Source organism: Bacillus sp. UMB0893 (assembly GCF_002858905.1).
Lineage (GTDB): Bacteria > Bacillota > Bacilli > Bacillales > Bacillaceae > Bacillus_P.
Map to the genome: position 1 here is coordinate 123,491 of NZ_PKLB01000003.1, position 12,731 is coordinate 136,221.

At 37.6% G+C, this 12,731-nt stretch carries 13 protein-coding genes; 4 read left to right on the top strand and 9 right to left on the bottom strand.

Features of this window, described 5'->3' with window-relative positions; genetic code table 11:
* Positions 1 to 87 precede the first annotated feature (87 nt).
* From CYJ36_RS08515 to CYJ36_RS08530, 4 genes are all read right to left on the bottom strand, one after another.
* Positions 88 to 1,374: an MFS transporter gene (locus CYJ36_RS08515; RefSeq protein ID WP_101566784.1), complete on the bottom strand. Its 1,287-nt coding sequence runs from the start codon at positions 1,372 to 1,374 to the stop codon at positions 88 to 90.
* Positions 1,375 to 1,529: 155 nt separating this feature from the next.
* Positions 1,530 to 2,138, bottom strand: a complete 609-nt coding sequence (gene sodA / locus CYJ36_RS08520; RefSeq protein ID WP_101566786.1) for a superoxide dismutase SodA — start codon at positions 2,136 to 2,138, stop codon at positions 1,530 to 1,532.
* Between the two features lie 139 nt (positions 2,139 to 2,277).
* On the bottom strand, positions 2,278 to 2,760 hold the full coding sequence (locus CYJ36_RS08525) for a DUF456 domain-containing protein (protein WP_101566788.1): 483 nt from the start codon (positions 2,758 to 2,760) through the stop codon (positions 2,278 to 2,280).
* A 227-nt stretch (positions 2,761 to 2,987) separates the two neighbouring features.
* The gene (locus CYJ36_RS08530) at positions 2,988 to 4,619 is read right to left on the bottom strand and encodes a Na/Pi cotransporter family protein (RefSeq protein ID WP_180850185.1); all 1,632 of its coding nucleotides are present in this window, start codon (positions 4,617 to 4,619) and stop codon (positions 2,988 to 2,990) included.
* Between the two features lie 213 nt (positions 4,620 to 4,832).
* On the opposite strand from CYJ36_RS08530, the gene CYJ36_RS08535 reads away from it, so the two are divergent.
* A complete protein-coding gene (locus CYJ36_RS08535) occupies positions 4,833 to 5,612 on the top strand; it encodes a DUF1189 domain-containing protein (RefSeq protein ID WP_180850187.1) in 780 nt (259 codons plus the stop codon).
* Between the two features lie 34 nt (positions 5,613 to 5,646).
* Here the strand turns inward: CYJ36_RS08535 and CYJ36_RS08540 are convergent, their stop codons facing one another.
* Positions 5,647 to 7,395 (bottom strand): methyl-accepting chemotaxis protein, encoded by a 1,749-nt coding sequence (locus CYJ36_RS08540; RefSeq protein ID WP_101566792.1) that lies wholly within the window; start codon positions 7,393 to 7,395, stop codon positions 5,647 to 5,649.
* 260 nt (positions 7,396 to 7,655) lie between these two features.
* On the opposite strand from CYJ36_RS08540, the gene CYJ36_RS08545 reads away from it, so the two are divergent.
* The gene (locus tag CYJ36_RS08545) at positions 7,656 to 7,970 is read left to right on the top strand and encodes a hypothetical protein (protein ID WP_101567136.1); all 315 of its coding nucleotides are present in this window, start codon (positions 7,656 to 7,658) and stop codon (positions 7,968 to 7,970) included.
* A gap of 98 nt (positions 7,971 to 8,068) precedes the next feature.
* Positions 8,069 to 9,217: a flavodoxin-dependent (E)-4-hydroxy-3-methylbut-2-enyl-diphosphate synthase gene (ispG, locus tag CYJ36_RS08550; protein ID WP_101566794.1), complete on the top strand. Its 1,149-nt coding sequence runs from the start codon at positions 8,069 to 8,071 to the stop codon at positions 9,215 to 9,217.
* Between the two features lie 40 nt (positions 9,218 to 9,257).
* Here ispG and CYJ36_RS08555 read toward each other — a convergent pair whose 3' ends face one another.
* The gene (locus CYJ36_RS08555; RefSeq protein ID WP_224768229.1) at positions 9,258 to 9,650 is read right to left on the bottom strand and encodes a DUF308 domain-containing protein; all 393 of its coding nucleotides are present in this window, start codon (positions 9,648 to 9,650) and stop codon (positions 9,258 to 9,260) included.
* A gap of 150 nt (positions 9,651 to 9,800) precedes the next feature.
* Here CYJ36_RS08555 and CYJ36_RS08560 point away from each other — a divergent pair, with 150 nt between their 5' ends.
* Positions 9,801 to 10,376: a hypothetical protein gene (locus CYJ36_RS08560; protein ID WP_101566796.1), complete on the top strand. Its 576-nt coding sequence runs from the start codon at positions 9,801 to 9,803 to the stop codon at positions 10,374 to 10,376.
* 84 nt (positions 10,377 to 10,460) lie between these two features.
* Here CYJ36_RS08560 and CYJ36_RS08565 read toward each other — a convergent pair whose 3' ends face one another.
* Genes CYJ36_RS08565 through CYJ36_RS08575 form a run of 3 tightly spaced genes read right to left on the bottom strand, consistent with a single transcriptional unit; the run spans position 10,461 to position 12,520 of the window.
* A complete protein-coding gene (locus CYJ36_RS08565) occupies positions 10,461 to 10,892 on the bottom strand; it encodes a Fur family transcriptional regulator (RefSeq protein ID WP_101566798.1) in 432 nt (143 codons plus the stop codon).
* A 1-nt stretch (position 10,893) separates the two neighbouring features.
* Positions 10,894 to 11,730 carry a metal ABC transporter permease gene (locus CYJ36_RS08570; RefSeq protein WP_101566800.1) on the bottom strand — a complete coding sequence of 279 codons (837 nt, stop codon included), beginning with the start codon at positions 11,728 to 11,730 and terminating at the stop codon, positions 10,894 to 10,896.
* 10 nt (positions 11,731 to 11,740) lie between these two features.
* Positions 11,741 to 12,520 (bottom strand): metal ABC transporter ATP-binding protein, encoded by a 780-nt coding sequence (locus CYJ36_RS08575; protein ID WP_101566802.1) that lies wholly within the window; start codon positions 12,518 to 12,520, stop codon positions 11,741 to 11,743.
* Positions 12,521 to 12,731: the final 211 nt, after the last annotated feature.

Below are 12,731 nucleotides of genomic sequence, written 5' to 3' on the forward strand. Positions count from 1 at the left end.
CTAGAAGGTGTCTATTGTTATAGTTTATGAAAAATATCGACTAATTTCTATAAAATTCGACACTTGTAACATGATTGTCATATCTGTCTAACTGCTCTCTCCATCTACAAGATTCGGTTCAGTCATATTTTTCTGTCCGCTATCATCAATCTGTTCATTTGTTTTTTCCAGGTTCATCTTTCGAATGAAGAAATAGATAAAAGTGTGACCAGAACCTATGATGGCAAGCAAAATAGGTATACTTTGCTTTTCATCAAACATTGTAACTGACACAATAAATAAAATAATGGAAGTAATTCTGCCGAGGTTAAGGAAGAGTTCTCTGACAACAATATATTCTATTCTCGCTTCAGCTGCATTCCACGACCTCCCAATTACATCGTACGTTAAGGAAACATAAGGTACAAGGAGCATCGGATATGCTATTGCAATGGCAATTGCGTACATAATCAGCTTTGAGTAAGAAAGGTCAAATATCAGCAAAAAGATGGAAGCATATAATAAAATCCCTCCAGCCAATATTGATTTTTTTCTCATTTTCTTTGTTATCAGCCGAGTTGCCAGATAGTAACTTACAAAAGCGACCGCTGAATTCACGAGGCCAAATTTTCCTAATGCAAGCTCACTTCCCGTTGTAATAAATACAAGAACTCCAACAACAAAGATAAATGTGCCTTCACGAACCCCTTGGAAAAAATGGGCGTTTGTAATCATTCTCCAGTTCAAATTTCGTTTTCTTTCTTTTAAGACTTCAACCAGCAAATAGCGGCCGTGAGCGTTTCTTCTATTTAAAAACATGCTTAAGATAACCGCACAGAAAAATAGTCCCAGGGATATTGTAAAAATGGTTTTATATCCATTATCATCAGCCAGCCTTGAGATTACAAAACCTGCTACAATCGGGCCGATCATTCCCGCTGAAGATGTCATAATTCCCAGAAATCCATTAAAAAAATCTCTTGTTTCAGGTTCTGTAATTTCAAATGTAAGGACATTAAATGAAAGCCAGTAAAAACCAGATCCAATACCCAGCAGGCCTCCAAGAAGAACGATATTGTTAACAGCATTTTCTCCAATAAGTAAAACGGTTAAATAAAAAATGGCTAAAAAAGTGACTCCGAGTCTGAACACAATCACACGGTCAATTTTTTTCGCCCATCTGCCGGCTATCATAAATGTAATCGGCTGCATAATGACAATTGATAAATTATAAATGCCCAGATCCAAAAAGCTTTCCGATTGCTTCCATAGATACACATTTACAAACGAATTTGAAAGGGCAATCCCTAATGAATACATACCGCCGATAATCAGCAACAGTGCTAAATCCTTATTTACTTCTACTCCGCCAATTAGTTTTTGCAACTTAGACATACTTAAAACTCCCCTTTATGAACTAACCATTAGTCTGTCTTTATGAGAGGGAGATATGTATCCTAATTTCACATTAGAAAGATGGAGAACAGCACTAAAAAAAATTTAACACAAAAAACAGGGGATCAAAAGATCCCCTGCTTTTTATAGAGTGATTACTTTGCTTCTTCGTAACGTCTTGTTACTTCTTCCCAATTAACAACATTCCAGAAAGCAGAAATATAATCAGGTCGGCGATTTTGGTAGTTTAAGTAGTAAGCATGCTCCCAAACGTCAAGTCCAAGAATAGGTGTTTTACCTTCCATTAAAGGAGAGTCTTGGTTTGGAGTGCTTGTTACTTCTAATTCGCCATTATTGACAACCAGCCAAGCCCAGCCAGATCCGAAACGAGTTGCCCCAGCTTTTGCAAATTCTTCTTTGAATGTTTCAAAGCTGCCGAATTTGCTGTTGATTTTATCAGCAAGTTCTCCGGTTGGAGCTCCTCCGCCGTTTGGAGAAAGGATTGTCCAGAATAGACTGTGGTTTGCATGTCCTCCGCCATTGTTTCGTACAGCAGTACGGGCAGCTTCAGGAACTGCATCTAAATTTGAAACTAATTCTTCAACGCTTTTGCTAAGAAGATCTTCTTGACCTTCTAAAGCTGCGTTCACATTTGTAATATACGTATTGTGATGCTTTGTGTGGTGAATGTTCATTGTTTCCTTGTCAACATGAGGTTCCAATGCATCATATGCGTAAGGCAATTGCGGTAATTCGTAAGCCAATTAAATCTCCTCCTTCAAATGTATGTACACCTTAAGCTTAATCATCAACATAAGCTTGTCACATTAAGATTACCAAAATTGTCCGATTGTTTCAATTTATATGCATTAAAACATGTCAATTCTTTTTAAAATGTCCCATTTATAATACAGCATATAAAAAATACCCAATCATGATCAGCTGAATAATCGATTTTGCAAACACTCCTGAGATAAAACCGATCAAAGATCCAAGTCCAACTTTGGCAGACTCTTTCAGATCCTTTTTATGAATAAGGAGTTCAGCAAGAACAGCTCCAAGGAAGGGACCAATGATTATTCCGGCAATCGGGATAAGAAACGGTCCAATCAATAATCCGATTGTACTTCCCCAAATCGCAGCCTTGCTGCCGCCAACCCGCTTTATTCCCATCAAGTTTGACACATAATCAGCTGCAAACAACACCGCAACAAATACACCTTCAATCATCCAAAACTGGTACCCGAATTCTTCAAATCCAAAAAATGCCCCATATAGAAGAAATCCAGCCACTATAAAAATGACACTTGGAATTACAGGATAAACCAAACCTGCGAACGCAATGATAAACATTATAATGATCAGCGCCCAATAAATAAATTCCATTTCATCCCTCCATCTTAAAAAATGAACTGAGATAAAAGCAAGGGAATCTGCCCTTGCTTTCATTATAACTGAACATGTCGTTTTTAAACATTATGGCTTTTTCGTAAACGATAGTTGCTTTTCCAATCAAGTACAGTGTTTTCAATCGTTTCATTCGATTTTATTAGAAAAGAGCACGATATCCTAATAAATTCGGAAAAATTTATGCAATGACATGACAGCCAACATTATTTACGGTAGCCTAGAACAGCTTCCGCTATGTTTACTGAATGATCGCCAATTCGCTCTAAGTTGCTGATAATATCAACAAAGACAATTCCTGCCTGACCTGAACAGCTTCCTTCATTGATACGAAGAATGTGTTTTTTGCGAAGCGTTCTCTCCATTTTATCGATTTGCTCTTCTGATTTCATCACTTTCGCAGCCAATGATGTGTCCTTATCATCTAAAGCTGAAATGGCATCTTTCAGTGTTTCAATCGTTAATGTAAACATTTCTGATAAGTCAAAAAGCGCAGATTCAGTAAGTTTTACTTTATTGGTTAATTGATAATCTACTAGCTCGACAATATTCTCAAAGTGATCACCGACGCGCTCGATATCTCTCACCGTATCCAATAATGCTGAATGTTCCTCAGACTCGAATGCGGACATTTCCGCTCTTGAAATGAGGACCAGATATTCGGTAATCTTACGGTCAAGATTATTGATTGCGTCTTCAATTTGATAGGCTTTTTCTGAATGCTTTTGCTGATGTGATTCAAGATATTTATACGCTTCTTCCAATCCGCGTAACGCGAATTTACCCATACGCAAAATCTCTTCTTTTGCCTGTCCTAAAGCAATTGATGAGGATTGCTCGATGAAAACGGGATCAAGATGCTTAGCTTTATATTCAATCATTGCATCTTCGCCAGGTATAAGCTTCGTCACAATATAAGCAAGCAGACCAATGAACGGGAGCTGAATAATAGTATTCGCAACATTAAATGTACCATGCGCAAATGCAATGGTCATTTCAGGATTAAGGTCAATATTTGTTTTAAGCATCATGATAAAAGCAGTAAATAACGGAAGGAATACTAGAAAAATGGCAGCACCTATTAAGTTGAATAGAACATGTGCTAATGCAGCTCTGCGTGCAGCAACTGATGCGCCAATTGAAGCTAATACAGCAGTAATTGTCGTTCCTATATTGTCACCGAAAAGAACTGGAAGAGCACCTGTAAGGTCAATTAGACCTAATCCATGTAATTCCTGCAGAATTCCAATCGTCGCACTTGAACTTTGGATAATGACAGTAAAAATTGTTCCTATGACAACACCTAACAGAGGATTGTCACTCATGCTGACTGTAAGGTCCTGGAAATCTTCTAATGTGTGCAGAGGCACCATACCGTTACCCATTAATTCAAGTCCGTAGAAAAGAGCCCCTATGCCAAATATAATTTGCCCGATATTATGAATTTTTTTATTTTTAAAAAAGAAAAGTAAAATAGCGCCTATGAACAAGACCGGTAAAGAATATTCTGAAATGTCGATTCCGATAATGAATGCTGTGACGGTGGTACCAATGTTGGCACCCATGATGACACCAATAGCTTGTCTTAAACTCATGAATCCTGCACTGACAAGTCCGACAGTAATAACAGTAGTTCCACTGCTGGATTGTATGAGGATGGTCACAAAAATACCTGCAAGAACCCCCATGATGGGATTGGTAGTAAATTTATCTAAAACATCTCGAAGCCTGTCTCCGGCAGATTTTTGCAATCCGTCGCCCATGAACTTGATTCCGAACAAGAAAATACCTAGTCCGCCTGCAAATTCAAAGATCATTTTCTGTAGATCTAAATCCAACCTGTTTCAACCCCCTACCTCTTTAATCGACAACATTCTACAACCTCCCCAATTATTAACGAATTGTTGATTAATTGTAAAGGATTTTAGGGTGAATCCTTCAAAAATTTACATTATCTTAACATTCGTCTTCTTGCTGTACCTTTAGCCTTGTTTCTTTCTGATGAGATGTATAAAATGAAAGCTGTATTACTATGAAGGATGTGTACCATAATGAATATTTTTAAACAATTTGCTAAAAGTCTGTACTCTCCAAAAACGATTTCTATGTTTCGTTTTCAAGGAATCGGAAAAACCATTCTTTACGTGTTTTTACTTACCCTCCTTGCTACCTTGCCAATGGCTATTTATATGTCAACTGGCCTTTCAGGGCTGCTGAAAGGATTTGATTCCACGTTACAGGAAGACCTTCCCGATTTTAAAATAGAAGACGGCACATTAATCTCTGAAACGAAGGAACCGCTCGAATTTAAAAAGGATGAATTGTTTATTGTGTTCGATCCTACTGGTTCATTTACTGCAAATGAGATGGAAAATAAACAAAATGGAATTGGCTTTCTGAAAAATGAGTTTGTGTACACAGTAGCAGGTCAGGCCCAAAGCATCGACTATTCTATGCTAAATGCTGATATGACCAAGGATGACTTGTCTCAATACTCTTCCCAATTCGAGAGTGTTCTTCCAATTGTCCTAAGTGTTGTTATTTTCATCTTATTTATATTTACGTCCGCTTCTAAATTCATAGAGATTACTTTTTTGGCATTTGTGAGTATCCTATTTAGGAATAGCTTAAAGCGAAAAGTGAATTTTAAACAGCTTTGGGTCATGGCAGCCTATGCGATTACCCTTGCAACTTTCTTCTTTATTATAATGGAGTTCCTGCAAGTAACCGTTCCAAGCGGTATTTTTATCAACTGGTTCGTAAACCTGATCATTATGTACTTAGCATTAAAAGAAATTCCTGCTTCTAAACAGCCTGTTGAACGGAATTAGAAAAAGCGAACTCTCATACCGAGAGTTCGCTTTTTTAACTTACTTTATACTCTTTCGTTGTTTTTGACAGTTCACCGGAAAGTGTATTCAGCTTTAGTCCAATTTCATGGGTGCGATTCATGTGTGCGTTTTGTTCTTCAGAAGCTGCAAGCATCTGCTCCGCACTGGCAAGTGTTTCCTGGGAGATGGAGGCAAAGCTTTCTGCAGATTGTTCCATAACAGGAAGAGACCCGTTCAGCTGCTGAATATGTTCCTTCATATCCGAAAGTTTTACGTTTACAATGTCAATTTCGCTCATTAATTCATCAAAAGTAGCTTTTGATTGAGATGCTTCAGCAAGATGAGAATGGATATTGCCCAGCATATATTCAAATTCTTTGGATGCTTGAACTGATATTTGTTCCATTAATTCAATGGATTTTGTAATATCTTCGGTTGCCTGTGAAGACTGTTCAGCAAGTTTCTTAACCTCGTTGGCAACTACTGCAAATCCCTTCCCAGCTTCTCCTGCACGCGCTGCTTCAATTGTTGCATTGAGTGCCAGAAGCTTTGTCTGCTCTGCAATGGTTTGGATAATCGCCACAACATTAGCAATAGAAAGCGAATGCTCTTTCACACCTCTAATTGTCTTTGTCATTTTTTCAAATTCTTTTTCAAAGGAATTCATCGTTTCGATCATTTGTGACACACTTTTTTCTCCGCGATATGCTGATTGATTCATATCAGTAGCACTACTGAATAAATATTCCATATCCTGAAATACAACTTTTAATTCGTCCTTCATTTGTCCAAACGCAAGAATGCTTTCCTCTGAGCTGGATGCCGTTTGCTCTGCACCGACTTTTACAGTCTTAATCGCATCAACAAGCTGAATATTATGTACAATTACATCATCTGTAGCTTCTTTCAGATGTTCCCCTGTCTTTGACAAATCAGATGTCGCGCTGTCAATATTTACAACCATCATCCTCATTTGTGTCATCATTTGGTTAAAGCTTTTAATTAATGAATTAATTTCAGGAATAGTCGTTTTAACATGAATGTTCTTTGTTAAATCGCCTTCTCTTACTTCCCTCATTGTATTTCTGAATACTGCAAGCGGTTTTGTTAAACTGCGAATGACAAGGACAAGAAAAATCGTTGTAATCACTGCGCTTATCAACACCATCCACGCAGTAAAAGATGCTAGTTCACCCGTTGTTTTTAAATAATCCGCAGTAGGCACTGCTATTAAAAACTGACCTTTTAATTCCTGAACATTTTTAAACGATAATGTGTAGTCTATTCCATTAATTACTTTATGGATGACCCCATTTTCTTTTTCAATAATTTCGGTAATCAGCTGATCAGAAAACGAAATCTTTGTATTCTCATTTATTATATAAGGTGTCGACTTATTCTCGTTTACTAAAAAGAATTCCGCACCCAATCCATCCTGAATGAGTTCTGACGATTGATTCGTAAGAACTACTTTGTTAAACCGTTCCAAAAATTCTTCTTCATCCCCAAGATAAGCAAACATCAAATTGCCTGCAATTTCTCCGGTTGTATTCACTTCACGCTGCAATCTGTCTTCAATGATATCCATCGTCGTGTCTTTTGCTTTCGCGTAGGAAGTAAACCCTACAACAGAAATGGAAGCAATCAATAAAGCGAGCACCAGCATGAGCAATCTCGTCTGCAGGCTAATTCGCGAAAGAAATGATTCTTTCACATCACCCCCATGAATCTTATTTGGCCTTCTTCTCAGGTTTATAAAATTAAATAATGGCTTAAATTTCATATTTTTTTCATCCTTCCCATTGATTCATGAAAATTATCCCAAATAAATGTTAAGGAAATGTAAAGCCAGCATTAAATTAATAAAAAAAATGTCGAAAACTAAGTCAAATTGAGTTGTTTTTTTCCAATTATCTCTTTTTAGAGGGACTTTTCACCTCTTTTTTCATTAATATTACATATTTGAATGGGACAAGCATATTAATAATTATCGCAAATACTAGGGGGATTGATTATTTGAAGCGCTTATCCATTTTTATCCTAATGTTATTTCTAATATATATTGTCTACTTCGACATGAATAATGGAACAATCGCCATCAATCCTTCCCTTACAGAAGGTGAAAACAAAGCTATAGAAGTTTCCTCAGCAAAGGCTTCTCCTTATATTGAAAAAAAAATCAGACAGGGAGAAACGGTCCTATCGATTATAGAGCAGCTGCATAAGGAACAAATTCCTGTTTCCATTGAGCAGATTACAACCGACTTTGAAAGGCTGAATCCGAAGGAAAAAGCTGAATCCATCAAAGTAGGAAAAACATATAAATTTCCGCTTTATAAAAAAGAAGTTGCTTCATAATTCTTGTCAATATCGAGCATCCACTGTTACAATATGTGAGGGATAGCACATTTTCTCGCATCGAACGATAAAAATGGTTACCATTTTAGAATAGAACCATGATTATTAATTTAAGGAGCGATTTACACGTGAGTGAAATCATACATCGTACCAAAACCCGTCCTGTTAAAGTAGGAAATTTAACAATTGGCGGAAACAATGAATTAGTCATTCAAAGCATGACAACAACGAAAACACACGATGTGGAAGCTACAGTTGCTGAAATCCTGCGTTTAGAAGAAGCCGGCTGTCAGGTTGTGCGTGTGGCTTGTCCAGATGAGCGCGCTGCTGATGCCATTGCTGAGATTAAAAAACGCATTAACATTCCACTTGTTGTAGATATCCATTTTGATTATAAACTAGCCCTCAAAGCAATTGAAGGCGGCGCAGATAAAATTCGAATTAACCCGGGAAACATAGGCCGTCGCGAAAAAGTCGAAGCTGTTGTGAAAGCGGCAAAAGAAAAGGGTATTCCGATTCGCATAGGCGTAAATGCCGGATCTCTTGAAAAACGCATTATTGAGAAATACGGCTACCCAACAGCTGACGGTATGGTTGAAAGTGCCCTTCATCATATCAAAATTCTCGAAGATCTCGATTTTCATGACATTATTGTTTCGATGAAAGCATCTGATGTGAATCTTGCAATTGAAGCATATGAGAAGGCTGCAAAAGCTTTTGATTACCCGCTTCATTTAGGTATAACTGAGTCAGGCACTCTTTTTGCCGGAACAGTTAAAAGTGCAGCCGGTCTAGGTGCCATATTAAGCAAGGGCATTGGAAACACTCTTCGCATTTCTTTAAGTGCAGATCCTGTTGAAGAAGTAAAAGTCGCAAGAGAGCTACTGAAATCATTCGGCCTTTCATCAAATGCAGCTACACTTATCTCCTGCCCTACATGCGGCCGTATTGAGATTGATTTGATCAGCATTGCTAATGAGGTTGAAGAGTACATCTCAACAATAAAGGCTCCTATAAAAGTGGCAGTATTAGGCTGTGCTGTAAATGGTCCTGGAGAAGCACGCGAAGCAGACATAGGAATAGCAGGAGCAAGAGGCGAAGGTCTACTTTTCCGTAAAGGACAAATTGTCCGCAAAGTACCTGAGGAAACAATGGTAGAAGAATTGAAAAAAGAAATTGATAAAATCGCTGAAGAATATTATGCAAAACAGGAAGCTGAAAAAGCAGCTGCTGCTGAAATGCAATAAAAACACGCTTGGCACATTATGCCAAGCGTGTTTAATTTTATTAGAAGAATGGCAAAATGAAAATGCCAAGGATCAATGAAACAATACCAATTCCAATTGCCCATCCCCCTAATGCTTCAGCACCTCTTCGGCGGGCAATAAATCCAACTATAATCCCTGCCGCTCCGAGGATGACTGGAAAAACAAATAGTGAGATAACCGAAAGAACAATGGCTAAATACCCCATTCTTCTTCCATCAGCAGCTGTATCGCTTTTTTCTTCATCACGATCATAATCAGCATCTCTTCTTAAGGTTGCAGGTGCTGCAATTTCAGCTGCCGTTTCTTCTTTATAATCTTCACTCACATCTGGCCTGTTGTAGCCAACTTTATCTTCACGGAGATCATAATCTTTAATATTTCCGTGATAGTCGTAATCTTTCTCGTCTGCCATTTAAGGATCCCTCCATTCAAATTGTAAAGGAACATTTATAGTATGAGTCGTTAAACGCGACAGTATAACTGTTAAAGATTACTGTGATTGTCAGAAACGTTTATGATACACTAACAAGTATAGTTCAGACAGCAAGGGAGAGAATGCATTATGCTTCGTTTAGGCATCGATATCGATGGAACGGTTACATCACCTGAAACATTTGTTCCATATTTAAACAAATCATTTGGAATAAATATTACATTAAATGATATGAAAGAATACGACCTGACAAAATTATTAAAGATTTCAGAAGAAGACTTTTGGAAATGGATGGATGAGCAGGAACCAATCATTTATAAAGACGCTCCTATGGCACCTGATGCAAAAATAGTTTTGGATGAGTGGAGCAAAACTCATCAGCTATTGTTTATTAGCGCACGCAGAAATCATTTACAGGATATTACGTTAGACTGGTTTAAACGAAATGAGCTATTTTACCATCATATTGAACTTATCGGTACACATGATAAGCTGAGTGCCGTCAGAAAAAATAAAATTGACGTATTTTTTGAGGACAAGCACGATAATGCATGTATGATCAGTGAAGAGTTCAATATTCCAGTTATCTTATTTAATACACCATACAATCAGGAGCCTATTCCTAAAAACGTCATCCGTGTTAATAATTGGATTGAAGCGAAAGAATGGGTTAACGTTTGGAATTTGCAAACCGAAGCAAAATAATAAAATGAAAAAAGCTTGCAGAACTTCTGCAAGCTTTTTTTAGCATTCTAATGAAAACTTCCTTGAACCGCCTTTCTCAGCGGGTTATTCAGCAGTAAGAGGCTGTTCATGACATTCTGGACATGTCCCATAAATCTCAAACTTATGTCCGCTGATTTCATAGCCGCTTAAATTTTCTTTTAATTTTTCCATTGGACATGAAGCGATTTCTTTTGTTTTGCCGCAATTCAGGCAAATGAAATGATGATGATGATGATTCGTTGAACAGGTAAATCGGAAATGCTTTTCACCTGAAAGCTCTGTTGTTTCGAGAATACCCATTTCTGCAAAAAGAGAAAGGTTGCGGTAAATCGTATCAAAGCTTAAGCCTGGATAATCGTTTTTCATTTTTTCAAGTACGTCTCTAGCGGTTAAATATTTATTTGATTGCGCGAATAAATCAAGCATTTCTTCACGCTTATTTGTATATTTATATCCTTTTTCCTTCATTAGCAGCAAAGCTTCTTGAACATTCATCTTACTGACCCCTTTTTAGTTTGGTCCATAGTATTGACAATACAAGGATGAAGACTGACAGCATGACAATCGTTCCTCCAGGAGCTAAATCTAATTGATAAGCTAACACTAAACCAATAATAACAGAGATTTCTCCAAAGAGTACAGAAAAGAATATCGCCTGTTTAAACCCTTTTGCTATTCGGATACTTGCTGCTACAGGAAGCGTCATTAACGAAGACACTAGCAGGATGCCGACGATTCGCATAGAAGCAGCAATGACAAGAGCGACAGTTAAAATAAAAATAAAATGAATCCACTTTGAGTGTATACCTGATGCCGCAGCATGTTCTTCATCAAAAGATAGCAAAAACAATTCTTTGTATAAAGAAAAAATAACAATCAGGACAAAGACAGAAATTCCTGCTATGATCCATAAATCCGTACGTGTAACAGCACTTACGCTTCCGAAAAGATAGTTAAATAAATCTGTATTGAAACCATCAGCAAGTGATATAAAAATAACGCTTAAACCTACTCCTGCCGAAAGAATAATTGGAATCGCAAGCTCCTGAAAATGCTTATAGACCGCCCGCAGTTTTTCTATAAAAAGCGATCCTGCTACCGAAAAGCCCATTCCTAAATAAATGGGATTCAAACCTGCCATACCAAGCACTTTTTTCTCAAGAAGCAGGCTTGCAGCTATCCCTGCCAAAGTGACATGACTCAGCGCATCAGCAATTAAAGATAACCTTCTGACAACAACAAATACTCCAAGCAAAGGAGCAATTAACCCAATAAGAATACCTGAAATAAATGCATTTTGTAAAAATTCATAATGAAGAATACTGTTTATCATTTTTCTTACCTTACCTTCCCTCGTGATCATGATGATGATGATCATGAGTCAATACATGAACCGTGTGACCATAAAAGTCAGACATATCAGAGTTTTGCAGGCTCTCAAATTCCTTGGTATTTCCGTGGAAATGCAGATGTTTATTTAGACACGCGACATGAGTTACTTTATCTGTAATCGTACCAACATCGTGAGTTACAAGCAGCAAAGTGATTCCCATTTCTGTGTTTAAGTTTTTCAGCATTTCATAGAAACTTTGTACAGTTTGAGCGTCAACTCCAACTGTTGGCTCGTCAAGAATGAGCAGCTTTGGATCACTTACAAGCGCTCTTGCAATAAATGTACGCTGCTGCTGTCCACCTGATAGTTCCCCGATATTGTGTTTTGATAAGTGCTCAAGACCAACTGCTTCAATAGCGGCTTTTACTTTCTTGTGATGCACCGGTTTGAGCATTTTAAACAGGCCTAATTTAGAAGTGAGCCCGCTAGCTACAACCTCGTAAACAGAGGCAGGAAAGCCAGTATTAAAACTGTTGGCTTTTTGCGAGACAAAACCAATTTTATGCCACTCCTTAAATTTTCGGATATCCTCCCCGAAAAGCTTAATTTCTCCATGATCCGGCTTTAATAGACCAAGGAGGCATTTCAGCAGCGTTGTCTTGCCTGAACCATTAGGTCCGACCAATCCAAGAAAATCACCTTCTGTAACAATAAAGTTTATGTCTTCAAGTACTCTTCCGCGTTCGTATGTGAATGACAAATGACGTATATCAATAATAGGCTGATTCATGACTTTCACCTTCTAGTTTAAGAATGGTTCCGATTTAAAAATCGTAAAAAAAGATCAGAAACCAATGTCTGATCTTTAACATAAAAATTATACAGGATTATTAAGAAAAGCACAAGCACCCGTTTAGCTCCGACAGAAGGATAAGAATACGGCAGAAAAAGTCCGGGTTTGACTTTTTTGCCATATTTGTTCTGACCAAGCAATTGGATGA

Bases quoted from the DNA above. Each gene is read 5' to 3' on its own strand.
- CYJ36_RS08565 (WP_101566798.1), bottom strand. From the start codon at position 10,892: ATGAATGTTCAAGAAGCTTTGCTGCTAATGAAGGAAAAAGGATATAAA.
- CYJ36_RS08555 (WP_224768229.1), bottom strand. From the start codon at position 9,650: ATGGCAGACGAGAAAGATTACGACTATCACGGAAATATTAAAGATTAT.
- CYJ36_RS08540 (WP_101566792.1), bottom strand. From the start codon at position 7,395: ATGAAATTTAAGCCATTATTTAATTTTATAAACCTGAGAAGAAGGCCA.
- ispG (WP_101566794.1), top strand. From the start codon at position 8,069: ATGATTATTAATTTAAGGAGCGATTTACACGTGAGTGAAATCATACAT.
- CYJ36_RS08560 (WP_101566796.1), top strand. From the start codon at position 9,801: ATGCTTCGTTTAGGCATCGATATCGATGGAACGGTTACATCACCTGAA.
- CYJ36_RS08535 (WP_180850187.1), top strand. From the start codon at position 4,833: ATGAATATTTTTAAACAATTTGCTAAAAGTCTGTACTCTCCAAAAACG.
- CYJ36_RS08575 (WP_101566802.1), bottom strand. From the start codon at position 12,520: ATGAATCAGCCTATTATTGATATACGTCATTTGTCATTCACATACGAA.
- CYJ36_RS08570 (WP_101566800.1), bottom strand. From the start codon at position 11,730: ATGATAAACAGTATTCTTCATTATGAATTTTTACAAAATGCATTTATT.
- CYJ36_RS08525 (WP_101566788.1), bottom strand. From the start codon at position 2,760: ATGGAATTTATTTATTGGGCGCTGATCATTATAATGTTTATCATTGCG.
- CYJ36_RS08515 (WP_101566784.1), bottom strand. From the start codon at position 1,374: ATGTCTAAGTTGCAAAAACTAATTGGCGGAGTAGAAGTAAATAAGGAT.
- CYJ36_RS08545 (WP_101567136.1), top strand. From the start codon at position 7,656: ATGTTATTTCTAATATATATTGTCTACTTCGACATGAATAATGGAACA.